This is a genomic window from Paraburkholderia strydomiana, from assembly GCF_046030495.1.
Lineage (GTDB): Bacteria > Pseudomonadota > Gammaproteobacteria > Burkholderiales > Burkholderiaceae > Paraburkholderia > Paraburkholderia strydomiana_A.
The window spans coordinates 143828-167583 of record NZ_JAQQCJ010000013.1 but is presented as its reverse complement, the minus strand read 5'-3'; the positions used below and the strand labels follow the sequence as shown (position 1 = coordinate 167583).

Below are 23756 nucleotides of genomic sequence, written 5' to 3'. Positions count from 1 at the left end.
ATGAGCCAGCCGGAATTCGGCGCGCCGCACCGCATGAGCGACTTCGACATCGAGTTGAAGCTGCTGCTGGAGGCCATTTATCTGAAGTATCAGCATGACTTCCGGCACTATGCGATGTCGTCGCTGCGGCGCCGTCTGTCGCAGGCGCTGGAAGAGTTCGGCCTGAAGACGCTCTCGCAGTTGCAGGACCGCATCATGCGCGACGGCGACGAATTCTCGCGGCTGTTCCAGTATCTGACGGTGCAGGTCAGCGACATGTTTCGCGATCCTGCCTATTTTCTCGCGCTGCGCGAGCACGTGCTGCCGCGGCTGCGCACGTATCCGTCGATCAAGGTGTGGGTGGCGGGCTGCAGCACGGGCGAGGAACTCTGGTCGCTGAAAATCCTGTTCGACGAAGAAGGCCTGACCGAGCGCACACTGTTCTACGCGACCGACATCAACCCGGATGCGCTCGCGCGCGCCGAGGCCGGCATCTATGCGCTCGACCGGATCCAGGGCTTCACGCAGAACTACCTGGCAGCGGGCGGCAAGCGTTCGCTGTCGGACTACTACCATGCCGCGTACAACGGCGCGCGTTTCGCCGGTTCGCTCAAGGAGCGCGTGGTGTTCGCCGATCACAGCCTGTCCACCGACGAGGTCTTTCTCGAAGCGCACCTGGTGTCGTGCCGCAACGTGCTGATCTATTTCGATCGCGGCCTGCAGGATCGCGCGCTGGGTCTGTTCGAAAACGCGCTGGTGCGGCGCGGGTTCCTCGGTCTGGGCAGCAAGGAAAGCCTGCGTTTTTCCCGTCACTACGAAGCGTTCGACGAATTCCGTCCAGGCGAACGCATTTACCAGAAGCGCTAGCACGCTCATCATGCCACGCTCAACCGACAAGCCAGCCGTCGATTCCCAAGCCGATGCCGCCACCGCGCGCGGCTACGATCTCGTTGTGATCGGCGGCTCGGCGGGCGGCATCGAAGTGCTGAACATCCTGCTCGGCGCGCTGCCCGTGGGCTTTGCGCCGGCCGTGATGATCGTCACGCATCTGCCGCCCGGATCGCCGAGCTATCTCGTGCACGCGTTCACGCATCGCTGCGCGTTGCCGGTGCTGGAGCCCGACGCCGGTGAACGGATCATGCCGGGCCGCGTGCATGTCGCGCCGCCGGGTTATCACATGCTCGTGGAAGTGGACCGCACCGTTGCCTTGTCGACCGATGCCGCCGTGCGCTTTTCGCGGCCGTCGATCGACGTGCTGTTCGAGTCGGCGGCCACGGTGTACGGCGAGCGTTTGCTGGCGATCCTGCTGTCCGGCGCCAACGACGACGGCGCACAGGGGCTCGCGCAGGTGCGCGCGCAGGGCGGCACCGCCTGGGTGCAGGCGCCCGACACTGCCGTCTCGCCCGAAATGCCGCGCGCCGCGATCGAACGCGGCGCCGCCGACTCCATCTACAATCCCGCAACTATGGCCCGGCGGCTTGCCGCATTGCCGGCCTCTCTCTGATCCGATGCCATGACGAACTCACCTGTGAACATCCTGATCGTCGACGACATCGTCCACAACATCACCGCGCTCGAAGCGTTGCTCGCGCGGCCGGACATTGCCGTGCTGGTGGCCGATTCGGGAACCGCGGCGCTCGACCTGCTGCTCAAACACGAAGTCGCGCTGGCGATTCTCGACGTCAACATGCCCGCCATGAACGGCTTCGAACTCGCCGCGCTGATGCGTGGCAGCCCGCGCACGTCGCACGTGCCGATCATCTTCCTGACGGCGACCGCGCAGGACGCCTCGCGCACGTTCCGCGGCTACGAAGCCGGCGCGGTCGACTTCCTGTACAAGCCGTTCGATCCACGCATTCTGCAATCGAAGGTCGACGTATTCGTTCAGCTCGAACAGCAGAAGCGCCAGCTCGCCGCGCAACTCGTGACCACGCGGCAGATGCTGGAAGCGAACGAGATGCTGATGGCGGTGCTGAGTCACGATTTGCGCACGCCGCTCGGCGCGGTGCTGGCGTCGGCGGAATACCTGATGCGCACGGCCGCCGACGAACAGTCGCTCACGGTAGCCGCGCGCGTGAAGAACAGTTCGCTGCGCATGGCGCGCATGGTCGATCAGTTGCTCAACCTCGCGCGCTTGCAGGGCGGCCGTTTGCCGTTGCAGCCGCGCTCGATCGAACTGGCGACGCTGTGCCGTTCGGTGATCGACGAGTTTGCCTCGCAAAAGAGCGGCAAGCGGATCGTGTTCGAAAGCCGTGGCAACACGGCGGGCGCGTGGGATACGGATCTGGTCTGGCAAGCCGTGTCGAATCTGGTCAGCAACGCGCTGCACCACGGCACGCCGGATGGCGACATCGGTGTCGAGGTGGACGGCGATGCGGTCGAGTCGGTACGACTGAAGGTCTCCAATCGCGGCACGATTCCGGCCGAGGTGTTTCCGCATCTGTTCAAGGCGTTCGGGTCGAACAGCAGCGGGCGTTCGCGCGAAGGCCTCGGGCTCGGGCTGCATATCGTGCAGGAGATCGCGCGGATGCATGGCGGCAACGTCAGCGTCGATTCGAACGAAGCGACGGGGACCATGTTCACGATCGAATTGCCGAGGATGGTGACGTTGCAGCGCGGCTCGTTCACGCGTAAATAAAGGCGCGCTTCGGCGCGCGAGCCGCTGCGGCGCGCGGGCCGCCGGCTGCCGGTCCCGCTGTGCTACGCTTGCCGGACCCGAATCCACGCAGCGCAACCCGAATCCCATCATGCGTTCCTGGCGCATCGCTTCACCTCACCGAAGTGCACAGATCAGCACCGCGCGCGCGACCGACCTCGTCATGTCGATCTCGCACTCCGACGCGGATGCGCTCGCCGCGAGCATGCTGAAAACCGTTGGCGATGCGCTGCCGGTTTCGCAGTGCACCATCTTTGCCTACGAATTCGACGCGCGTCCGCGCACCGTGTCGGCCGCGGATCATCGCGGCGGCCGCTTCCTGCGCGACGTCGCCGACCGCTACGCGACGCATTTCTACGCGCTCGACGGCAATCGCGCGATCATCGGCCGCGCGCCGCGTGCTCAGGCTCGCGACGCGTTGGTGCTGCATCAGCAGCGCAGCGAAGAGATCGAAAACGAAGCCTACCGCGCGGCCTGTTATGCGCAGCCCAACGTGTCCGACCGTTTGTCGTTGTTGCTGCAGCCGGTGGACAGCGTCTGGCTGTCGATCAATCTGTATCGCGACAGCGCGTACGGCAGTTTCGCGGCGGGCGAGCTGGAGTACGTCGAGAGCGTCGCACATCTGTTCGCCCACGCGGCGACAAGCCATTACGCGCTTAACGGACAGCATCAGCAAGGCCCGGCCGCCGCGATGCTGGCGCGCGTCCGGCGCGCATGTCCGCAACTCACCCCGCGTGAACTCGACGTGCTGCGCGGCACGCTCGACGGCGCGAGCGCAGTGGAAATCGCCGCGCAGATGGGCGTGAAGCCCGCGAGCGTCGTCACGTATCAGAAGCGCGCTTATGCACGGCTCGGTATCTCCAGCCAGCGGCAGTTGTTTGCGCTGTGCATGCAGCCGGAACGGGCCTGATCCGCCCGCGGTTCGTCTTGCGTCGGCGCCGTGTCGGCGATCACATCACTGGCCACGCAAAGCGCGCTACGTGCGCTTTGCCCTTGCCTCGGCCTGAGTCTCGCGGTCCCAGCGTTTCAGCCACGGCATGACGAAGTCCGCGAAACCGTCGGCGGGCGGCGATAGCGCGCGTTCCGTCGACCGGTACACGCAAACCTCGCGAATCGTTTCCGGATCGACGATGCGCTTCATGACCAGTCCGAACGTGCGCGCGAGCGGTGCGACGTAAGCCGGCGCGAGCGTGACGGCGAGCCCTTGCGACGCGAGGCCGAATGCGGTGGTGACGTTGTCCACCACGTCCACCGGAATGATGCGGGCTTCGACCGGCAGGTTGGCGAGCATCTGCCCGACAGCGCGCTCGTGGTCGCGGCCGGTGGCAACGATCGGCACGTCGCGCAGATGTTGCCACTGCACGCGGCGCCGCGTGCTCAACGGATGGCTCGGCGCGCACCACATCACCCACGGGCTCGCGAACGCGGGCTCGCAGCGCACGCGCGTGCCGCTTTGCCGGTCCGGGCCGATCGCGAGATCCACGTCGCCGCTCTCGACGCGCTCCACCAGTTGCTCGACCACGGTGTCGAAAATCCGCACGACCACCTTCGGCTTGTCGCGCGCATAGTCGGCGATGGCCGCGGGCAACGCGGTGGCCGCCAGCACGAGCGGCGCGCCCACTCTGACGATGCCGGCGGCGCGGTTGCGGATGTCGTCGGCGGATTGCGCGGCGGCGCGCACGTGGCGCAGCACCGATTCGGCCGACGACAGAAAATCCTGCCCCGCGCTCGACAGGTTGACGCGCCGCGTGGTGCGGTCGAACAGCCGGAAGCCGAGTTCCGTTTCGAGTTCGGCGAGCAACTGGCTGACCGCCGAAGACGTGAGCCCGAGCCGTTCCGCCGCCGCGCCGATGCTATGCAGGTCGACGATGGCGAGAAACGCTTCGAATTGCCGGAGAGTGACGCGCGTGAGTGGCATCTGACGATTCTAAAGAAAAACTTACGAATCGTGAAAAATCGATTGATTGTGCGCGGCGGGCTCGTGGCCGACACTTGCCGGATCGACGCATGAACCGAAACCCGCTTAGACTTCCGCTTGAGCCTGTCGTGCCCACGCGGCGCATCATCCGCACCGGATCAGGCCACATCGAGGCGCCATTCGAGGCCGCATTCAAGGACTTGCCATGTTCGACCACATTCCCGCCTACCCAGGCGACCCGATTCTCAGCCTGAACGAAGATTTTCAACTGGACCCCCGTCCGAACAAGGTCAATCTGAGTATCGGCATCTATTTCGACGACACCGGCAAGCTGCCGGTGATGGACGCCGTGCGCCGCGCCGAAACCGCGCTGCTCGACGCGATCGGGCCGCGTTCCTACCTGCCGATGGCGGGCCTGCCGCAGTATCGCGAGGCGGCGCAGGCGCTGGTGTTCGGCACGCGGAGCGAGGCGCGCGCGGCGGGCCGGATCGCGACGTTGCAGACCATCGGCGGTTCGGGCGCGCTGAAGGTCGGCGCCGATTTTCTGAAGCGCTATTTCCCCGGCTCGCAGATCTGGATCAGCGACCCCAGCTGGGAAAACCATCGCGTGGTGTTCGAGGGCGCGGGGCTGACCGTCAACACCTATCCGTACTACGACGAGCAAACGGGCGGCTTGCGTTTCGCCGACATGATCGACACGATCGAGCGCCTGCCCGAGCGCAGCGTCGTGCTGCTGCACGCGTGCTGCCACAATCCGACCGGCGTCGATCTGAACCCTGCGCAATGGGCTGAACTGGTGCCGGTATTGCTGCGCCGCAAGCTGATCGCGTTCGTGGACATGGCCTACCAGGGTTTCGGCGCGGGTCTCGAAGAAGACGCCGCATGCGTGCGTTTGCTGGCCGACGCGGGCGTGCCGTTGATCGCCGCGAATTCGTTCTCGAAGAATTTCTCGCTGTATGGCGAGCGCTGCGGCGCGTTGAGCGTGGTGTGCAAGAGCGCGGAAGAGGCGGCGCGCGTGCTGGGGCAACTGATGTCGGCGGTGCGCGCGAACTACAGCAATCCGCCCACGCACGGGGCGCGGCTGGTGGCCAATGTGCTCGGCGATGCGTCGTTGCGCGCGTCGTGGGAGGCCGAACTCGCCACCATGCGCGAGCGGATTCTCGCGATGCGCGGCACGATCCACGCGGGACTCGCGGGCCGCGTCGATGAAGTGATGCGCGCGCGTTATGTCGCGCAGCGCGGCATGTTCACCTATACGGGCTTGAGCGAAAGCCAGGTCGAACGTCTGCGCGGCGAATACGCGGTCTATGTGCTGCGCTCGGGACGCATGTGCGTGGCGGGCCTGAATGAACGCAACGCCGGTTATGTGGCGTCGTCGATCGCGGCGGTGGTGGCGGGCGCATAACGGCGACGGCATCACGGCAATTGCATCACGGTATGACCGCACGCACCGGCAGAACGATAACCATGGAGACCCTGATGACGACCGTTGAACAGCAGCCGGCCAGTCCGTCGAAGACCCCCGTCATGCATCCGGACGAATGGCACGCGCGGGTGCAACTCGCCGCGTGCTACCGGATCTTCGACATGCTCGGCTGGACCGAGATGATCTACAACCACATCACGCTGCGGGTGCCCGGGAGCGTGAGCGGCGGCGAGCGGCAGTTCCTGATCAATCCGTTCGGGCTGCACTACAGCGAAGTGACGGCAAGCAATCTCGTGAAGATCGATGCACAGGGGCGCGTACTAGACCGCTCGCCGTATCCGGTGAACCCGGCCGGGTTCGTCGTGCATGCGGCGATTCACGAGGGCTTGCCCGACGCGCACTGCGTGATGCACACGCACACCACGGCGGGCGTCGCGGTAGCGTGTCTGGAAGATGGCTTGCAGCAAACCAACTTCTACAGCGCGCAGTTGCATGAGCGCATTGCGTATCACGACTTCGAGGGCATCACGGTGCATGCGGAAGAAGGTCCGCGCCTCATCGAACATATCGGCGATAAACAGGCGGTGATCCTGCGCAATCACGGCCTGCTTGCGTGGGGCCACACCTTGCCGCAAACTTTCGCGATTCTGTGGACGCTCAATCGCGCGTGCGAAATCCAGATGGCGACGTTTGCGATGGGTCGCGCGCGGCCCGTGCCGGAAGCGGTGGCGATCCGCTGCTCGCGCGACGCGTTGCAGTTCGACCCGAAGCATGGCGCGGGGCAGGATGTGTTCGACGCACTGGTGCGACGGGTGGATCGCATCGATGCGAGCTACAAGGATTGATGCGGGACTAGCCACGAACTCATGCACGAATAACCAGGGATCGAAGCAATGAAAGTTGTTATCTACGGCGCAGGCGCGATCGGCGGCTGGATGGGCGTCAAGCTCGCACAGGCCGGCCACGATGTCGGTGTGGTGGCGCGGGGCTCGACGCTCGCTGCGTTGCGCGAACAAGGCCTGCGTCTGATCGAAGGGGGCGTCACGCATACGGTGAAGGTCGACGCGAGCGACACGCCAGCCGAGCTCGGCGCGCAGGATCTCGTCGTGGTCGCCGTCAAGGGGCCGGCGATGGCGTCGGTGGCCGCGCAGATCGCGCCGCTGCTGGGCCCGCAAACGATCGTGCTGACGGCGATGAACGGCGTGCCGTGGTGGTTCTGCGCAGGCCTCGGCGCCGATTTCACCGGCCGTCGGCTCGAGTCGATCGATCCGGACGGCGCGATCGCCGCCGCGATTCCGACCGCGCAGACCGTGGGTTGCGTGGTGCATGCGAGCTGCCTCGTCGAGGCGCCGGGCCTGATCCGGCATCACCAGGGCAATGGCTTGATTGTCGGCGAGGCGAGCGGCCAGGCGAGCGAGCGCGTCGCGGCGCTCACCGAAGCGCTGGTCGCGGCGGGTTTCAACGCATCGATGTCGGCGCAGATTCAGCGCGACGTCTGGTACAAGCTGTGGGGCAACATGACGATGAATCCGGTCAGCGCAATTACCGGCGCGACGACCGACCGGATTCTCAGTGACGAACTGGTGCGCGGCTTCGTCACGAGCATCATGCTGGAGGCGAAGGAGATCGGCGCGCGTTTCGGCATTCCGATCGACCAGGCGCCGGCGGACCGCCACGAAGTCACGCTGAAGCTGGGCGCGATGAAAACATCGATGCTGCAGGACGTGCAGGCGGGCAAGGCGGTCGAACTCGACGCGCTGGTCGGCGCCGTGCGTGAACTGGGACAACTGACGCAGGTGCCGACGCCGTACACGGATGCACTGCTCGGTCTCGCGCGCCTGCATGCAAGCACGTTGGGGCTGTATCCGCGGCAGTGACGCAAAGCGTTCGACAATCAAGCCGCGGTGCGTTTGGCGCACGGCGGCTTTTTTTACGTCTTCTCGCGTGCGTTATGCGGCGACAGTGGAAGAGACCGGCAGCCGCGCCGCTTCGATCAACGACAACGCGCGCCGCGGGTCGTCGAGTTCGGTCATGCACAGCAACACGAGGCGCGCCAGATAGAGCGGCGTCTGCGCTTCGCCTTCGGCGGTGAGGGTTTTGCAGAGCGTCGTGTAGACGAGGTCGAGATCGCTATCGGTCATGATGATGTCGCTCCTTGTTCGTTAGATCGCCAATACCGCGGCCAGCGCACGCTGCGTGGCCGCCGCGCTGCCGTCGCGCCAGCGCGCCAGCACGTGGCCGTCGGGGCGGATCAGATAGACGGTGCCGGGCCGCGCGTCGAGCATGTCGTGCAGATGGCCGGTTGGATCGATTGCGTACGGCGTGGCTGGGCACGGCGCGTCGCTCATGACCAGCGTGATCGTTCCGAACGGAATACGGCGTTCAGCGAGCGTGCGTTGCAACTGCTGCCACGCCTCGTCCTGCGCCGGGTCCGCGCCGAAGCGCAACGCGGTGAAGCCGGGTTCGAGCAGATCGGTCAGATGAATCGCCACGCTTGCCCCGTCGACGGTGCGCTTGAGCAGGCGGCATTCGGGCAGCACCGTACCGGGCGCAGGGCCACGGCTGAACGAGTCTGACGCGGCGTTGCCTGCGGCCTCATTGAGCGGCGAGCGCAGATACGCAATCGCGTGCGTCTGCCGTGGATTGATCAGGGGCCGCACGGCCGCGTGCTGATGTGCAAGACCGAGCACGGCCGTGCGCATCAGATCGAATGCGAACGACGGCGGTGCCATGAATTCGGTGCTTTTCATCCCATAGCTGAGATTCTCGCGCGCGGCGAATACGCGTTCGTCGCTATAGCTGTCGAGCAGACCAGGCGACGCGATGCCGTTGACCACGCAGCCGAGTTTCCAGCCCAGATTGTCGGCGTCGTCGATGCCGGAATTGGCGCCGCGCACGCCGAAGATCGGCACGAGATGCGCGGCGTCGCCCGCGAACAGCACCGAGCCGTGCCGATAGCATTCAAGCGTCAGCGCGTTGGCCTTGTACACGGTGATCCAGATCGGCGACCACGCGCCCGTTTCAGCCATCGCGTCGAGCACGCTCTGCACGCGCGGCATCACGTTCTCGGGCCGCACGGCGGCATCCGGGTCTTCATCGTCGCGCAACTGATAGTCGATGCGCCAGACGTTATCCGGCTGCTTGTGGACGAGCACCGTCGAACCCGGATTGGATGGCGGGTCGAAATAAGCGAGACGCTCGGTGGCGCGCGCGCTGTCCAGCTCGATATCGACGATGACGTAGCGGCCTTCGTACGTGGTGCCGGTGAGCTTCAGTCCGAGCGCCTCGCGAATCGTGCTGCGCCCGCCGTCGCAGGCGGCGACCCAGTCGGCGCGCATTTGCCAGGCCGTGCCGCTGTCGCCCGTCTCGCCGGTCCTGCCGGTCTCGCCGGTCCCGCCCGTCTCGCCGGTGCGCAGCGCGAGCAGGGCGCCGCCGTCCGGCAACTGTTCGATAGCCGTCACGCGGGTTTGCCAGCGAACCTCGATCAGATCGGGGTGCCGTTCGATCTCGTCGAGCAGCAATTGCTCGATCTGATATTGCGCGATGTTGATCATCGGCGGCAGGGACTGTTCGTCGTCCTGGTGCATCGTGAAGCGGAATACTTCGGTGTCGCGGTAGAAGCTGCGGCCGCCGGTCCACGGCAAGCCTTTTTGCAGGAAGCCGTCGACGACCCCGAGGCGCTTGAAAATCTCCAGGCTGCGCCGCGAAATACAGATCGCCCGGCTGCCGGTGCATACCCTGTCATCGGCTTCGATCAGCACCGAGCGTACGCCCTGTCGCGCGAGCGCTAACGCCAGCGTCATGCCGACCGGCCCGCCCCCGACGATGGCCACGGCTTTCGTTGCGGGGTCGCGTCCGTCGACGAGCGCGGGCACTTCGCCTGGGTAGTGGCGAGGCGAGAACGGATAGGGGGTGAAAGGGCGGGTCATGCGTGTCTCCTTACTCGGGTCCCATGCAAGCGGGCTGCCGGGGCTTCAATGCCGGTAGATTGCCCGCCGCGGCTGGTTGGCTCTGCAAAGGCGGTGCGAATCGATAGGGAAGTATGCAGGAGGGCGCGCGCGAGGCTGTCCTCATTTTGGGTACACGCCGTGCGGGCTGACGACCCCGGCCGCGCCGCAAACAATCCGGCGCAAGAAAAGCCGCGAGGCACTCACGCGCCCCACGGCTTCATTCATTCGCTCATGTGCTCACGCACCTGTTCCACCCGCCCCGGTATGCCTCCCCCTCACTCCGCCCGCGCCACATGCGCTGGCTGCCGCAGATGCTGCGTGCTCAACGCGGCCTGGCATTCCTCGATCATCGCGCGGAAGGTTGGCGACGTGTGCGACGCGCCGGTCGCACCCAGTTCCGTGGCGCCCTCCGGCGGGCCGCCGACGCCCAGCACGAGCGTCGCCCGTGGTCGCCATTCGCGCGTGCGCCGCAACATATTGCGCAAGTACGGCGGCGACTCCGGCGCATCGAGCGAGACGATGCAAATGATCGGCGCGTCCTTGAAGCTCGGCTCGTCGGCGCGCGCGCTGCGGTAGCCCGAATGCGTCGCCATCATCGGCGCGAAGCCGTGGCGGCCGAGCAATTGCACGGCGATCGCCGTCGTCACTTCGTCGAACGCACCGCGTCCGGGCACGCACAGCACGGACGTTCTGTCGATCTCCTGCGTCTCCCGCTGACGGGTCGAAACGTGGCTGTCATGGCGCTCCGACAGATCCGCCGATGCCGACGCCAGCAACGCGCTGGCGCTGTCGGCTGGTTCAGCGCGCGACAGACGGTCCGGCAGGCCGTCCGCGATTTCGAGGTTCTCGACGATATCGACCAGCGCTTCGTTGACCCGCTGCAACTGCTCCGGCATCAGCACGCCGCGCATCGCGTCGTTGCGCGCGAGCTTGAGGCCTTCCAGCGCGACCTTGTCGTAATAGTCGATCAGCGACATCTCGCGCAGCAGGCGCTCCGCCTGCACGATGGCCTCATGCGGATCGTCCGCGAGCAGCCGCTGATAGAAAGTCTGCGCGGGGGTGAGTGCGGGCTGGTCGCCGAGCAGCACGGTCAGGAAGTTCAGCCGGTCGGCGTAGCGCCCGAGCGTGACGACGCACAACGTGAGCGGCGTCGACAGCACGAGGCCGACCGGTCCCCACAGCCAACTCCAGAAGATCGCCGCGACCACCACCGCGAGCGGCGACAGACCCGAGCGATGACCGTACAGCAGCGGCTCGGCAATCTGCCCGGCCACCACGTCGACGACGATGAAGAGGATCAGCGTATAGACCGCCATGGTCCATTGAGGCTGGATCGCGGCGGCGAGGAACACCGCAAGGATCGCGGCGATCCAGATGCCGATGTACGGCACGAAGCGCAGCAACGCCGCGATCACGCCGAACAGCAGCGCACCCGGCACGCCAATGATCGCGAGCCCGATCGCGATGACGCCGCCCGCGCTCAGATTCACGCCCAGTTGCGCGACGAAATAGCGGCTCAGCCGCACGGCCGCGTCGTTGATCGCGGTGGTGGTGCGGTGCAGATCGCGCGAGCCGAACAGACTGATCAAACGGTCGCGCAAATCCTCGCGCTGCAGAAGAATGAAGATCGTCACCACCAGCACGATGAAGGTGGTCTCGATCGGCGCGATGGCCGGCGACAGCGCGCGCTGTGCCAGTTGCATCGGCGTGGGCGACGGCTCGTGCACCTCGACCGGTTGCGGCACGGCGGGCGCGTTGCGCGCCGCGCGCCCGGTCGGGCGCGGCGGGTTCGGCTTGGACGGCGCGACCCGCTGCAGCGTCGCGGCGGCGCGGCTCATCAGCGAGTCCGCGCGGCCGACGGTCTTTTGCTGGACCGTTTCGATCTTCTGCTCGATCGCCTCCTGATACTGCGGCAGGTCGCCGGCCAGTTGCACCAGTTGCGCGCCGATCAGCGCGCCGATCGCAAGCAACGAAGCGAGCGCGAACAGCACGGCGATGAAGATCGACGGCAGTTGTCCCATATGCAGCCGCCGCAGCATCTGCACGAGCGGGGCGAGCAGGAAGCTCAGCAGCACCGAGAGCGTAATCGGGATCAGCACCGCGCGCCCGAAGTACAGCGCGCACACCACCACGACACCGGTAATCACCGAGGCGAGACCATGCAGACTCGGCGTGCCCGGCGGGTAGACGCGGTTCGGCCGCCCAGTCGGCGGTAACGATATTTTCATGAACAGACTTTCCGAGTGAGAAGCGCTGTCTTTTTTTGCTGGCCGCGCGATGACGCCAATCGTGTTGAGTGACGTTGGATTGCGTCGACGGGGCACAGCGCTTCAGCAAGACACATGCCCGAATTGTAGGCGTTTTGGCGGGCCGCGACCCGATTCTCTAGCCGATGTGCAGCCGCAGCAACTCGAACAGCCGCGAACTCGCAAAGAGCAGCAGGCCGATGAAGCCGCCGACGATCGTTCCGTTGATGCGGATGTACTGCAGGTCCTTGCCGATGTTCAGCTCGATCTGCCGCGACATCTCGCGCGAGTCCCAGTTCTTGACGGTATCGCTGATATGACGTGTGAGGAATCGCGCGAAGTCCGGCGCCATGCTGCGGGCCGCGTCTTCGAGGTGATCGTTCAGCGATTGACGCAGCGCCGGATCGTTCGCGAGTTCGCGGCCCACCCATTGGCCCATGGCGGCGACGCGCGCATGCAACGCGGAATCGGCGCGCTGCAGATCGCGCTTGAGCCACGCGCGCAGTTCGCCCCACATGTCCTTCACATAGTTGCTGAACGCGTCGCCTTCGACCAGATAGCGTTTGAGTTCCTCGCCCTGCTGGAGGAACGCGGGGTCGCTCTTGAGTTTGGCGATCAGCTTCTGCGCGGCTTCGTCGAATTTGTGGCGCAGCTGATGCGTCGGGTTCTCGCTGATCTGTTCGAGCATGCGGTTCACCGCGCTGGCGATGGCGTCGGCGCCTTTCTCGCCGAGCCAGGCGGACGGCAGGATCTTTTCCATCTTCGGATACTCGCTCTTCACCCATTCGACGATGCGCTCGGCGATGAACTCGCGCGCGGGCGGCTCGCGCAGCAGCGTCACCACCTGATGAATGCCCGCATCGAGCAATTCCTGATGACGGCCGTCGCGTGTGAGCGTGTCGAGAATGGCGCCGAGCGATTGCGACAGATCCACTTTCGCGAGCATGTCGCGCAGCGCGTCCTTGATGAAGACCTGGATACGCACGTCGTCGGTCAGTTCGAGAATGCCGCTCGTCAGCCTGACGACGTAGTCGCCCAGACGCGCGGTATTGGCCGGCTCGCTCAGCCAGCCGGTGATGCTGCGCGCCGGGTCGTGCTTCTGGATCAGACCGACCAGCGACGGCACGTCGAGGAACTTGTCCTGTACGAACACGGCGAGGTTGTCGGCGATCTTGTGCTTGTTCTTCGGAATGATTGCGGTGTGCGCGGAGACGAGCGGGATCGGCACCCGGCGAAACAGCGCCGCCACCGCGAACCAGTCGGCGAGCGCGCCGACCATCGCGGCCTCGGCGACCGCCTTGATGCCGTCGACCCAGAGGCCGCGCGGCATGAACGCGGTGATCACGAAAACGCAGGCGGCGGCGAGCAGCAATAGCAAGGGCGTGCGCTTGGCCTTCTTCAGTTCGACGGTCTTGTTCATCGGGAACGGGCAATGGGTCCGGTTCGATTGAAATGATGCGGTGCGCTCAAGACACTTAGGGCGCTTTGGGCGCGCGATCGGCAACCGCGAGTGTAGCGCCGCTGACCGGGCGGCGCGCCGTGCAGATGAGGCTCGCTTTGGCGCGCCCGCGCGGTAACATCTGCGGTTAGACTGCGTAGCCGCGCTTGTCGCGCACGCAGTGGCAATGACCCGCAACGCAATGGTAATGAACGCAATGAACACAATGGAGGCGCAGTGATCAGGTTTCTGCACACAGCGGACTGGCAGATCGGCACGCAATTCGGCCAGTTCGAGCCGGACGAGGCGGCACATCTCGCGCAGGCGCGCTTCGACACCGTGCGCCGCATCGCCGACGAAGCGGCCGCGCGCAAGGTCGACGCCGTGCTGGTCGCGGGCGACGTGTTCGATCTGCAAACCGTGTCCGACACGGTGATCCGCCGTTTGTTCGCCGCGTTGCAGGCGTTCTCCGGGCCGTGGATCATGTTGCCGGGCAATCACGACGCCGCGCTGGTGGAAAGCGTGTGGACCCGGGCGCAGCGCCTGAACTGTATCGGCCCGAACGTACGGGTCGTGCTCGAACCCGGCGTGGTGCTGCTCGACGCGTGCCGCACGGCGCTGCTGTGCGCGCCGCTCACGCAACGCATCACCTACGACGACACCACCGGCTTCTTCGATAGCGCCGACACGCCGCCGGGCTATCACCGCATCGGCCTCGCGCACGGCAGCGTCAGCGGGATTCTGCAGGAGGGCATCGACTCGTCGAATCCGATCGCGCCGACGCGTGCGCTCAGCGCGCGTCTCGACTACCTCGCGCTGGGCGACTGGCACGGCCACCTGCGCGTCGACGAACGCACGTGGTACGCCGGCACACACGAGCAGGACCGCTTCCGCGCGAACGATCCGGGTTTCATGCTCGACGTCACGCTCGGTGAGCCGGGCGCGTTGCCGCAAGTCGAAGCGGTGCGGGTCGGTCAATATCAATGGCATCGCTGGGACGAAACGATCTCGGTGCCGACCGATGTGGATGCGCTCAAGGCGCGGCTCGCGGCACTGAGCCATCACGACGTGCTGCGTGTGAACGTGACCGGTACGGCCGCGTTGGCCGATGCCGAAGCGCTGCACGTCGCGCTCGAGGAAACCCGTGCGCGCGTGCGGGCGCTGCGCGCCGACCTGAGCGGCCTGCAGGTGCTGCCCACCGCCGACGACCTCGCCGAACTCGGCGCGCAAAGCGGCTACCTCGCGAAAGTGGTGGCGCGGCTGCGCGGCTTGCAGGAAGACCCGCAAGCCGACCCGCAGCAGGTCAAGCGCGCGGCCGAGGCGCTTTTGCTTCTGGCGCGTTTTCAGCGTGAATTGCCGCGCGAAGCGAGGTCCGCATGAAGTTGCAAAGCATTGCGATTCAGGAATTCAAACAGTTCAGCGGACGGCTTGTTATCGACGATCTGCAGCCAGGGCTCAATCTGTTCACCGGACCGAACGAGGCGGGCAAGAGCACGATCGCCGAAGCGGTGCGCGCTGTGTTTCTCGAACGCTACAAGGCCTCGCATCTGAAGGACTTGCTGCCTTGGGGCAAGGCGAGCGGGCAGCCGTCGGTCGAGGTGAGCTTCGAGCTGGACGGCGCCCAATGCAGGCTGTCGAAGCAGTTCGTCACCCGTCAGCGCTGCGAATTGCGCATCGGCCAGGCCGTCTTCGGCGAAGATGAAGCCGAGGACAAGCTCGCGGCCCTGCTCGGTTTTTCGCGCGCCGCACGCGGACCGTTGAAGGCCGAGAACGCGGGCGTGCCGGGGCTTTTGTGGGTGCAGCAAGGCAGCACGCAGGAGGTGCGCGATTCGACGGGGCACGCCGCGCAGTATCTGCGTGATGCGCTGTCGCAATTGTCGGGCGGCAACGAGTCGGCCGGCGAGGATGCGCTGATCGCCGCCGTGCAGCGTGAGTTGCGGCAACTGCTGACGGCGCGCACGCAGAAGTCGACCGGACCCCTCGCCGAAGCCGAAACGACGCTGGCCGCGTTGATTGCGGAGCGCGACGAACTCGAACAGCAGCGCCAGCAGTTCGATGAAAACATCGAACGGCTCGCCACGCAGCAGGAGGCGTTCGACGATACGCAGCGCAAGCGTCCCTGGGAGCTTCACGAACAGAAGGCCGTGCTCGCGCAGCAGCGCGCCGATGCCGCGGCGGAACTCGAACGCAGTCTGCAGGGACTCGCGCAGTCCTTGCAGGTGAGCGAAGCGGAACTCGCGCTGTCGCTGCAACAGGAGCAGGGTGCAGCCGAACTGGAAGCGGCCGTCGCGCGCGAGCGTCAGCAACTCGATGCGGCGCGGGCCAATGTGTCGGCGGCGCAAACCGAGCATGCGCAAGCATCGGGCGGCGTCGCGCAGTTCGAGCAGGCGTTCGCGGAGGCGAGCCGTGCGCTCGAACTGGCGAACGCAGCGGTGACGGTCGCCGATTTGCGCAGCCAGATCGGCTTCTATCGCACCGAGAGCGAGCGGCTCGAAGCGGCGATCGCCGCCGCGGGCAAGGCGAACGACGCGGTGCTCGAAGCCGCGCGCGAGGCGGCCGCGGTTGAAATCGACGAGGCGAAGCGCAAGCGCCTCGCCACGCTCGATGGCGAGTTGACTCTGTTGCGCGCGCGTACCGAAGCGGCGATGACGCGCATCGAGTATCGGTTGAACGGTGCGCTGACGGTCGACGGCGAGCAGCTCACGGGCGAGGGCGTGCTGCGCGTCGACGACGAGAGGTTGATCGGTCTCGGCGAACTCGGTGAATTGCGCGTGATTCCGGGCGTGTCCGATCTGTCCGCGCAGTTGGCCGAACTCGCGTCGCTCGAAGCGCAGCATGCGCAGTTGTTGCAGGCGCTGGGCGTCGCGTCGCTCGGCGAGGCCGAAGCCCGCTATGAAAAGTGGAAGACGCTGGTCGCGCAGCAGAAGAGCCAGGCGAAGATTCTCGACGTGCACGCGCCGCAAGGCATCGACGCGTTGCGTGCCGCGTTGGCGTCAGCGGCGGCGCGCTTGCAGGCATCGAACGAACGGCTCGCGGGCTTGCCCGATGTGTCCGCCGCGCCGCCGCTCGACGAAGCGCGGCGCAACGCGGACATCGCGCGCGATGCGCTGGAGGCCGCGAGAAAAGTGCTGACCCAGGCCGCCGAGAAACGATCGACCGGCATGGCGACCACCGACTCGCTCGCCGCGCAGTTGCAGCGCAAGGAAGCGCAATTGAACGACGACGCCTACCGCCGCAACCGCGCGCGGTGGCAGACGAAAATCGTCGAACAGCGCGTGCAGGTCGACGCGTTGAGGAAGCAGCGCGAGGGCCGCGAGCGCGAACTGGAGGCGGCGCGTCTCGACGATCCGGCGGCGGAGGCGAAGCGTTATCACGCGTCGGCGGAACTCGCGCGCAGCGAGCAGCATGAGCGGCAGGTGCGGATCACGCACCTGCGCAGCCAGCTGGAGACGGTCGGCGCGTCAGGGCTCGGCGAACGTCTCGCGGCGCTCGACGCGCGGGTCGAGCAGGCGACGCGCCGCAAGGACGAACTCGGCTTGCGGGCGAGCGCGTTGAGTCTGCTCGACGAAGTGCTGGTCGACGAACGCGACGCGGCGGTGGCGCAATTGCGCGCGCCGCTCACCGAGCGGCTCGGGCACTATCTGAAGCGGATTTTCCCGCAGTCGACGATTGAGCTCGGCGACGATCTGAGTCCTGCGACGCTGGATCGTCATGGCCGTGCCGATACGCTCGATGCGCTGAGTTTCGGCACGCGCGAGCAGCTCGGCATTCTGACGCGGCTCGCTTATGCCGACTTGCTGAAGGCGTCGGGGCGGCCGACGTTACTGATGCTCGACGACGCTGCCGTGCATACCGATGCGGCGCGGCGTGATGCGATCAAGCGCGCGTTGATCGATGCGGCGACGCGGCATCAGATTCTGGTGTTCACATGTCATCCGGAGTTGTGGGATGACCTGGGGGTGAGGCAGAGGGCGATTGGGGATTTGAGGGTGGGGGGGTAGACGGTGCTGCGAGAGTAAATCCCTTATTGGCTGTTTTTCTTATTTGCTGACTTGGCGTCGGCTTTCGGACTTGTTTTGCCGGACCGGAAGCGACACCTGAAGAGTTCATCGATGAACTTGAATCGTGGTCATCTATTGATACTTCAGCATGCGCGAGCGCACCGCAAAGGGGGGCGGGGCGTAAGCTCGCGCCTCTATCGCGGCGCCTGATCGGCGGCACGTTCGTGAATGCTCAGGCATTGAACGGCGTTGCTGCTGGAAGCTCGGCACTGGGCATCACTTCATCGGCGCCGTATGGCACAGCGTCCTTGCTCATTCTGATTGCGGCAAGCTGCCGCGACATCCTCCTTCTTGATTTGCAGGGTGTGCCCAAACTATTAATTGTTTCACTGGTTCCGTATCAATTTCGTGAGGCTGAGGCTAATCGATAATTCCAATGTTGTCGGATGCCAGTGAATTTGTGACGTGCTTGGCCTGATGAAATTTCAATCAACTCTGGTGCGCCTATAATGCCTGAATATCTGTTTAATTTTTGATTTGGTAATTTTTATATAAAAAGATTGCGGAGTATTTCAACGAACTTGTTACCATGGAAATTTCATCTCGAAATATTCGAATTGGAAAATTTTGTGAAGTTGTTCGAAAAGGATGATGTGCTATTCACAACCGGGTTGAAAGCGTTTACCTTTGTTCGTGAACATACATGCCGGGTTGTTATTGAAGGCCCCTTAGGTATGCGCGTGCTGCTTCTTATGCAAAGGGAATAAAGAGACAATGGCCGATCTGTCTGAAAGCGTGAAAGAGCTCGCAAATAGCCTGACAGCGCTGACGGGTCGGCAGTCGTATTTTCTGGAAGTGACGGGGCCGGGTAATGGGCGGGAGCTGTCGGTGGTTTCGTTCACTGCAGTTGAGCGCTTGGGTGAGCCGTATCGCGTGACCATCGAGCTCACGCATCCGGAGAGTCTCGCGCGGGGCGACTATCTCGGGCGTGACGCGACGTTCACGATCGATGCTTCTGATGGCAGCGAGCCGCGTGTGTTTGCAGGCTGCATCACGCGCTTTTCGAAGACAAAGACGACGAAGGACTTCAGCAGCTACCGGATGGTGGTCGAGGCGCATATCGCGCGGCTGAGGCTCACGCGTACGAGCCGCATTTACCAGCAGCAGAGCGCGCCGCAGATCATCGAAGCGATCCTGCGGCGTCATGCTTTTACAGGGAACCAGTTCGTTTTCAGGCTGCGGCGTCAGTATCCGCAGCACCCGTTCCGGTTCCAGTATCAGGTTTCCGATCTCGCGTATATCCAGATCCTGATGCAGAAGGAAGGGATCTACAGTTACTTCGTGCAGGGCAAACACGGCGATGTGATCGTGTTCGCCGACGACGTGGATCACTACGTCTATACGCCGGAACTGAAGGTGCCGTACCGCGAGAAGGCAGGGCTGGAATCCGGCATCGAATCGGTCTTCGCGCTGGAGATGCACGCAGAGACGGTGCCGCAGGCGGTGCTGGTGGCCGACTACAACCCGGATCAGGCATGGGAGCGGTTCAGGGCTGATGCGAATGTCGCGAAGAAGGACACGACGACGTACGGGCAGTCGTACGTCTATGGCACGCATCATCTTGACCAGGATGGCGCGCAGTGGGAAGCACAGTTGCGTCATGAGGCGGCGATTGCCTGGCAGGTGATCTACGAAGGCGGGAGCAATGTGCTTGATCTGCGCCCGGCGCGGGTGCTGCGCATGGACGAGGATTTGCCGGATGCGCCCAACGGACAGGTAATCATCGAGGTCACGCATAACGGTGCACGCGACCAGGCCTACCGCAACAGCTACAAAGCAATGCCGGCCGACCGGCGCTTCCGCCTGAAGCTCGAAGAAGACACGTGGCCGAAGATCACCGGCACGCTGAGCGCGCGGGTCACGTCGCCGGGCAGCTACGAGTACGCATACCTGACCCGGCAGGGCTACTACACGGTGCGCTTCGACCTGGACTTCGACGAATGGAATCCGGGTGGTGAAAGCGTGCCGCTACGTCTGGCCAAACCCTTCGCGGGCAGGTTACAGACCGGCTTCCACTTCCCGGCGCTGGACGGTGACGAAGCGGTGCTGGAGTTCCGCGACGGCAATCCGGACAAGCCATATATCTCGCAGTTCCACCATCACAGCCAGGCGGTGGATCTGATCACGAATCAGGACCGCTGGCTCTCGCGCAACGTGATCCGTACGCAGAGCAACAACAAGCTGCGCATGGAGGACTGGAAGGGCTACGAGAGTATCAAGCTGTCAACGGAACACTCAGGCAAGAGCCAGCTGAATCTGGGTTATCTGGTCGGTTCGGGGAAGCAGCGGCGCGGTGAAGGCTTCGAGTTGCGCACGTCCGGGTGGGGGGCGATCCGCGGTGGCAGGGGTCTGTTCATTTCGGCGGACGACCAGCCCAAAGCAGGTGGCCAGCAACTCGACATGCAGGCGGCGCTCACGGAACTGCAATCGGCCCTGAGCCGCGTGACGGCGCTGGTGAATGCCACCACGCAGGCGAAGGCCGTACCGGCCGACAAGGCGACCCAGTCCAGCCTGATGGATGCGCTGGATCAGCTCAGGGGCGCGGGCCTGATCGCCAGCGCACCGGCCGGCATTGCGCTGGTGACGTCACGCTCCATCCAGCAGGCGGCGAGCGAGAACGTGATGCTCAGCGCCGGCAGGCATATCGACCTGGGCGCCGTAAAGCGCCTGACGATGGCCGCAGGCGATCTGATCTCGATGTGCGCACACAAGCTCGGGATAAAGCTGTTTGCGGCGAAGGGCAAGGTCGAGATCCAGGCGCAGAACGATGCATTGGATCTCTTCGCAGAGCAACAGTTGCGCGTGGCAAGCGCGAGCGAGGATGTGCAGGTGGCAGGTAAGACCAAAGTCGTCATGGCTAGCGGCGGAGCATGCGTGAAGATCGAGAACGGTGGAGTGGAAATCATCTGTCCGGGGGACTTCAGGATCAAGGCGGCTTCGTTCAGTTTTGAGGGGCCGGCCAGCCTGAATTCTTCGTTACCTGCGCTCCCGAAGAGCGAGCTGGAGATATCTAATTTTTATCCTGTTTCACGCTAAAACATGATAATCAGCCCCCCATTTCTTCCTACCGCAGGCCTGACGTCCACCAACGACACGCAAACTGATCCGATGATGGCTGCGGTAGCAGAATTTGAACTGGCACACGGTATCTTTCCGATTGCGTTCGACCGGCGCTGGCACTGCGGAGTCCATTTGATGCCGAACGAACAGCACGAGCCTGTGCGAGCCATCGCAGACGGCGAGGTCGTCGCATACCGGATTGCGAAAACGGCGATTTCTGACGGACGAATCGACTCGACTACCGGCTCGCCGGCTCTGAACTCGAATACTGGTTTTGTGCTGCTGAAGCATACAAGCGAAACTGGCGATGGTCGTACGCTCACGTTCTATTCGTTGTATATGCATCTGCTGGACCTGGTTACCCAGAACGGCCTTGCGGCACAGCTTAACAATCCTGACGCTGATAGCTCACCGATAGCGCTGGCAGCGTGGTTGCTGCAGGCATCTAATCCCGATCCCGATGGGAATTACCCGGTACGACCTGGCAACAACCTCAGGGTCTATCGGAAGGATGTGCTTGGTTACTACGGTGCCTGTCACGGCCAGCCGCACCTGCATTTCGAGATTTTCATGACGGAGGCAGACTTCAATGAATACTTCGTGAAGGACAATAGGACCCAGTTGGGGGCAACATCCGCGTTGACTCCAGAATCGAAGGACTACTGGGGGTGCAGCTACTATGTGATTTCGAACGGCCAGATGTTTCACAGTATGCCGCCCGGCCAGACCGACTCGGACTATTTCCCGCGATTGACAGACGGCCAGTTGGCCAGTCAGAGCATCCTGTATGTCCAGGCATACTTTCATAAGGGCGAGCGCTACACACGTTCGTGGATTGACGCAGGCAATGGGCAAATGACGCTCCTCACGCCGACGCCCGTGAAAGACGGTTTCAAACACTATGAGTATCAGTTGTACCGCCGCGCGCTGGAGCTGTATCCAAACTGTCCGAGCGAGGGTTACGAATTGCTGCGCTTTGGTCGTATTCTGAGTACGGACCTGCCAACGCTGCCTGCAGGCGCTGCGCAAAGTACGTGGGTCGCCGTGACTTTCAACGAAAGCGGAAAACAAGGCTATGTCGACATTAGCCAGGAGAGTGTCCAGAAACTTTCCGACGCGGATTTTCCATTTTTTATGGGATGGCAGAAGATCGGTGACGATAACACGCCGTTCGATGCGGATGGCCTGTGCAACTTTGACGAACTCAAGAAGATCCTGCATGACGTTGAACCTGCTGGCGCGCCGGCAAAGGATGAGCCGGAATACAAGCAGGAAGATGTGTTGAGTGCATACGTTAAGGATAAGCAGGCGATCAGGCAAAAATTGCAGGGCTTTGTATGCAAGGCTCCCAGTGAATGGAACAGCAATCACAACGCAACGCGTTATGCCGCGCTGAACGAGGCGGGCGGGTTTTACGCAGAGCAGAAAGACACGAATCCGAACGGCTACGGCGATTTCATAAAGTTTGTTGAGAAGTTTCAATTCTGGGACAAAACGCCGCTTCCATCCAATGAAAAGCTTTGGTTTTTCCATCCTCTCGAATTCCTCCGACATTTCAGGAAGTGCGGATGGTTGAGCGTCAAAGAACTCGCCCAATGCATTCCTCGGAAGGTAATTGATCAGACGAAGAGCGCCGCGTATCAGACTGTTTATCCAACCGGCATTGTCCAATGGAGTACGGCTTTCAACAGAGCCAACAAGTATTGTCGGTATCTGAACTATGCCTTTCGTCTATATGGCATATCTAATTCCGCGGTTCGGCTTTCAAGCTTTCTCGGTAATGCCATTCAGGAGACTACATACCTGTCTCGGACCTCTGAGGCAAATGGTGCCAACCTCAGCTACGCTCCCTGGTATGGTCGAGGCGTAATTCAGCTTACACACGAAGAAAATTACTCCCGTTATGGAAAGTTTCGCGGATGGGTAGGATCGGCTGCGTCGTATAGGGATTCGCTGGAGACTGATCTGGCTCGTGCCTGCGATTCTGCAGGATTCTATTGGGTAAGTTGCGCCAAACCAACCGGTCGCGAACACAATATAAATTCCGATGCTGACGCCGTTCCCGTAATTTTGCAGGCTACGCTTTCTAATGTCTGTGGTGTTTATAATTACCACGCGAAAACATGCAGTATCGCGCTGTCCTCAATGAAATTCAGGGTTTGCAAGCAATTTGAGCGCACTGCGCGAGCTGTAAATAACGGAAATCCAGATTCAACGAATGCGATGTACGGGATTGTTCCGCGTACCAACGTATTTCTGGCATCAATGGCCAAACTATCAGATTTTATTGTTGATTTTAATGAGTCTTATATGCAAAAGGAGTCATAAGGTGGCATGGGCGAACGCGGGTGTGTGTATTTTTGCATTTTTTGTTTCATGCGGTTCGCTGGCGCAGGTTGTGCATGCAGCAGCGCCGGAGATATCAATATATAAAAACAAGGTATATGTTAATTCTCCTTCCGGGGCTAAGCAAGTCATCCTGCTTGACCATGACATTAAACGTGAAGATGTAAGAGTCGAAGATTTGACATTTAATGGCTATCATGATCTGAAGATATTAAATGAACGCGGGGCGGCGCAGGAATTCTATAATGTATACTTATACTCTTCTAGTTTGGGGAAATACGTTTTTAATAAGAAATTGAGTGACATTCCATGTCTTCAGGTTGATGCTGAAAAAAAGCAACTCGTGGGTGCTTGCTTTCATATAAGTGCATGCGAAAACTGGTCAGAGCATTACGCGGTTACCCGCCTCGGCAGAGTGTCTCTCGTAGCGCGGGCCGGCGCGTATTGTGACGCAACCGGGCAAGTTTATTCCTATGTCGATCATTTCAAAAACGGGAAACAAATTTCATCCAAGGTAATTCCTGTTCTGAATGTGCCGCAGCGGTCCCCGGACTGAGTCGCTACATTATTGTCTCTGCCGATCACATCTCTTGGGCAACGCATCGAGAACGGTTTTCGAGATACGGGACAGCAATCATCGGTGTGTGAGCCTTGCCCTCCCTCTCGTAGCGCCCTT

General features: G+C 63.0%; 18 protein-coding genes. 13 read left to right on the top strand and 5 right to left on the bottom strand.

The features are described 5' to 3' along the window. The 4 genes from PQQ53_RS18970 to PQQ53_RS18955 all read left to right on the top strand — a co-directional run bounded on the left by PQQ53_RS18970 (position 1) and on the right by PQQ53_RS18955 (position 3545). Positions 1-846 (top strand): CheR family methyltransferase, encoded by an 846-nt coding sequence (locus PQQ53_RS18970; RefSeq protein WP_408145021.1) that lies wholly within the window; start codon positions 1-3, stop codon positions 844-846. A gap of 10 nt (positions 847-856) precedes the next feature. Then, positions 857-1483, top strand: coding sequence for a chemotaxis protein CheB (locus tag PQQ53_RS18965; protein WP_408144975.1), 627 nt, complete (start codon positions 857-859; stop codon positions 1481-1483). A gap of 9 nt (positions 1484-1492) precedes the next feature. Beyond that, positions 1493-2617 (top strand): hybrid sensor histidine kinase/response regulator, encoded by a 1125-nt coding sequence (locus PQQ53_RS18960; RefSeq protein WP_408144977.1) that lies wholly within the window; start codon positions 1493-1495, stop codon positions 2615-2617. Positions 2618-2726: 109 nt separating this feature from the next. Continuing rightward, entirely contained in the window at positions 2727-3545 is an 819-nt protein-coding gene (locus PQQ53_RS18955) for a helix-turn-helix transcriptional regulator (protein WP_408325275.1), read from the top strand. A 66-nt stretch (positions 3546-3611) separates the two neighbouring features. Here the strand turns inward: PQQ53_RS18955 and PQQ53_RS18950 are convergent, their stop codons facing one another. Continuing rightward, positions 3612-4553 (bottom strand): LysR family transcriptional regulator, encoded by a 942-nt coding sequence (locus PQQ53_RS18950; protein WP_408325272.1) that lies wholly within the window; start codon positions 4551-4553, stop codon positions 3612-3614. A gap of 205 nt (positions 4554-4758) precedes the next feature. Here PQQ53_RS18950 and PQQ53_RS18945 point away from each other — a divergent pair, with 205 nt between their 5' ends. The 3 genes from PQQ53_RS18945 to PQQ53_RS18935 all read left to right on the top strand — a co-directional run bounded on the left by PQQ53_RS18945 (position 4759) and on the right by PQQ53_RS18935 (position 7856). Next, positions 4759-5958 (top strand): amino acid aminotransferase, encoded by a 1200-nt coding sequence (locus PQQ53_RS18945; RefSeq protein WP_408325269.1) that lies wholly within the window; start codon positions 4759-4761, stop codon positions 5956-5958. Positions 5959-6032: 74 nt separating this feature from the next. Next, positions 6033-6824, top strand: coding sequence for a class II aldolase/adducin family protein (locus PQQ53_RS18940; protein WP_408153251.1), 792 nt, complete (start codon positions 6033-6035; stop codon positions 6822-6824). Positions 6825-6872: 48 nt separating this feature from the next. After that, on the top strand, positions 6873-7856 hold the full coding sequence (locus PQQ53_RS18935) for a 2-dehydropantoate 2-reductase (protein WP_408325267.1): 984 nt from the start codon (positions 6873-6875) through the stop codon (positions 7854-7856). A 72-nt stretch (positions 7857-7928) separates the two neighbouring features. Here PQQ53_RS18935 and PQQ53_RS18930 read toward each other — a convergent pair whose 3' ends face one another. From PQQ53_RS18930 to PQQ53_RS18915, 4 genes are all read right to left on the bottom strand, one after another. Then, complete coding sequence (locus PQQ53_RS18930) at positions 7929-8120, bottom strand: hypothetical protein (protein WP_408325265.1); 192 nt, start codon at positions 8118-8120, stop codon at positions 7929-7931. 21 nt (positions 8121-8141) lie between these two features. After that, positions 8142-9908: an FAD-dependent oxidoreductase gene (locus PQQ53_RS18925; RefSeq protein WP_408325263.1), complete on the bottom strand. Its 1767-nt coding sequence runs from the start codon at positions 9906-9908 to the stop codon at positions 8142-8144. Positions 9909-10204: 296 nt separating this feature from the next. Then, positions 10205-12157: an AI-2E family transporter gene (locus tag PQQ53_RS18920; protein WP_408144993.1), complete on the bottom strand. Its 1953-nt coding sequence runs from the start codon at positions 12155-12157 to the stop codon at positions 10205-10207. 157 nt (positions 12158-12314) lie between these two features. Further along, positions 12315-13595 carry a DUF445 domain-containing protein gene (locus PQQ53_RS18915; RefSeq protein WP_408144995.1) on the bottom strand — a complete coding sequence of 427 codons (1281 nt, stop codon included), beginning with the start codon at positions 13593-13595 and terminating at the stop codon, positions 12315-12317. 255 nt (positions 13596-13850) lie between these two features. Here PQQ53_RS18915 and PQQ53_RS18910 point away from each other — a divergent pair, with 255 nt between their 5' ends. The 6 genes from PQQ53_RS18910 (at position 13851) to PQQ53_RS18885 (ending at position 23636) form a co-directional block, all read left to right on the top strand. Next, positions 13851-14993, top strand: coding sequence for a metallophosphoesterase family protein (locus PQQ53_RS18910; RefSeq protein ID WP_408325261.1), 1143 nt, complete (start codon positions 13851-13853; stop codon positions 14991-14993). Continuing rightward, complete coding sequence (locus PQQ53_RS18905; RefSeq protein ID WP_408325260.1) at positions 14990-17614, top strand: AAA family ATPase; 2625 nt, start codon at positions 14990-14992, stop codon at positions 17612-17614. Before PQQ53_RS18910 ends, PQQ53_RS18905 begins: the two co-directional genes overlap by 4 nt. A 224-nt stretch (positions 17615-17838) precedes the next feature. Beyond that, on the top strand, positions 17839-18045 hold the full coding sequence (locus PQQ53_RS18900; RefSeq protein WP_408145001.1) for a hypothetical protein: 207 nt from the start codon (positions 17839-17841) through the stop codon (positions 18043-18045). Positions 18046-18388: 343 nt separating this feature from the next. Then, the gene (locus PQQ53_RS18895; RefSeq protein WP_408325258.1) at positions 18389-20710 is read left to right on the top strand and encodes a type VI secretion system Vgr family protein; all 2322 of its coding nucleotides are present in this window, start codon (positions 18389-18391) and stop codon (positions 20708-20710) included. Positions 20711-20713: 3 nt separating this feature from the next. Beyond that, positions 20714-23062, top strand: coding sequence for a hypothetical protein (locus PQQ53_RS18890; RefSeq protein WP_408325256.1), 2349 nt, complete (start codon positions 20714-20716; stop codon positions 23060-23062). A 1-nt stretch (position 23063) separates the two neighbouring features. Next, on the top strand, positions 23064-23636 hold the full coding sequence (locus PQQ53_RS18885) for an XAC2610-related protein (protein ID WP_408145004.1): 573 nt from the start codon (positions 23064-23066) through the stop codon (positions 23634-23636). The last annotated feature ends 120 nt before the right edge of the window (positions 23637-23756 follow it).

Coding starts and splice junctions, on each gene's coding strand:
- PQQ53_RS18925 (WP_408325263.1), bottom strand. CDS start 9,908: ATGACCCGCCCTTTCACCCCCTATCCGTTCTCGCCTCGCCACTACCCA.
- PQQ53_RS18960 (WP_408144977.1), top strand. CDS start 1,493: ATGACGAACTCACCTGTGAACATCCTGATCGTCGACGACATCGTCCAC.
- PQQ53_RS18930 (WP_408325265.1), bottom strand. CDS start 8,120: ATGACCGATAGCGATCTCGACCTCGTCTACACGACGCTCTGCAAAACC.
- PQQ53_RS18955 (WP_408325275.1), top strand. CDS start 2,727: ATGCGTTCCTGGCGCATCGCTTCACCTCACCGAAGTGCACAGATCAGC.
- PQQ53_RS18945 (WP_408325269.1), top strand. CDS start 4,759: ATGTTCGACCACATTCCCGCCTACCCAGGCGACCCGATTCTCAGCCTG.
- PQQ53_RS18890 (WP_408325256.1), top strand. CDS start 20,714: ATGATAATCAGCCCCCCATTTCTTCCTACCGCAGGCCTGACGTCCACC.
- PQQ53_RS18915 (WP_408144995.1), bottom strand. CDS start 13,595: ATGAACAAGACCGTCGAACTGAAGAAGGCCAAGCGCACGCCCTTGCTA.
- PQQ53_RS18935 (WP_408325267.1), top strand. CDS start 6,873: ATGAAAGTTGTTATCTACGGCGCAGGCGCGATCGGCGGCTGGATGGGC.
- PQQ53_RS18920 (WP_408144993.1), bottom strand. CDS start 12,157: ATGAAAATATCGTTACCGCCGACTGGGCGGCCGAACCGCGTCTACCCG.
- PQQ53_RS18905 (WP_408325260.1), top strand. CDS start 14,990: ATGAAGTTGCAAAGCATTGCGATTCAGGAATTCAAACAGTTCAGCGGA.
- PQQ53_RS18965 (WP_408144975.1), top strand. CDS start 857: ATGCCACGCTCAACCGACAAGCCAGCCGTCGATTCCCAAGCCGATGCC.
- PQQ53_RS18950 (WP_408325272.1), bottom strand. CDS start 4,553: ATGCCACTCACGCGCGTCACTCTCCGGCAATTCGAAGCGTTTCTCGCC.
- PQQ53_RS18895 (WP_408325258.1), top strand. CDS start 18,389: ATGGCCGATCTGTCTGAAAGCGTGAAAGAGCTCGCAAATAGCCTGACA.
- PQQ53_RS18940 (WP_408153251.1), top strand. CDS start 6,033: ATGACGACCGTTGAACAGCAGCCGGCCAGTCCGTCGAAGACCCCCGTC.
- PQQ53_RS18970 (WP_408145021.1), top strand. CDS start 1: ATGAGCCAGCCGGAATTCGGCGCGCCGCACCGCATGAGCGACTTCGAC.